Raw genomic sequence first — 514 nt, 5'->3', positions numbered from 1 at the left:
CGGCAGCCTTTACCGGAACCGGCAATGCGCTCGACAACGTTATCACCGGCGGCGCCGGCAACGATGTGCTGAATGGCGAGGTTGGCGCCGACACTCTGATCGGTCGAGTGGGCAACGATGCCTATGTCGTCGACAATGTCGGCGACGTCGTCGTCGAGAACGCCGCCGAAGGAACGGACACGGTCTGGACGAACCTGAGCGCCTACACACTTGGCGCCAATACCGAGAACCTCACCTACTTCGGCACCGGGGCGTTTACCGGAACCGGCAATGCGCTTGCCAACGCGATCGTCGGCGGCACCGGCAACGATCTGCTGGACGGCGGCGCCGGCGCCGACAGTCTGCGCGGTGGCGCGGGCAACGACATCTATGTGGTCGACAATGCGGGCGACGTGATCGTCGAGGCGGCGGGCGGCGGCACTGACGAATTGCGGACGGTGCTTTCAGCCTACTCGATCGCTACGCTGACCAATGTCGAGAACCTGAGCTATACGGGATCCGGCAACTTCACGGG

Annotated in this window: 1 protein-coding gene; it reads left to right on the top strand. The window is 64.0% G+C overall.

Features of this window, described 5'->3' with window-relative positions; all coding sequences use genetic code 11:
• Window positions 1–514 (top strand): calcium-binding protein (locus QD408_RS27145; RefSeq protein WP_414141434.1); only part of this gene is annotated, 514 nt, incomplete at both ends.

The organism is Rhizobium sp. BR 249 (assembly GCF_047445895.1).
GTDB lineage: Bacteria > Pseudomonadota > Alphaproteobacteria > Rhizobiales > Rhizobiaceae > Rhizobium.
The sequence above is the reverse complement of the archived record's forward strand: the minus strand, read 5'-3'. Positions and strand labels throughout refer to the sequence as shown.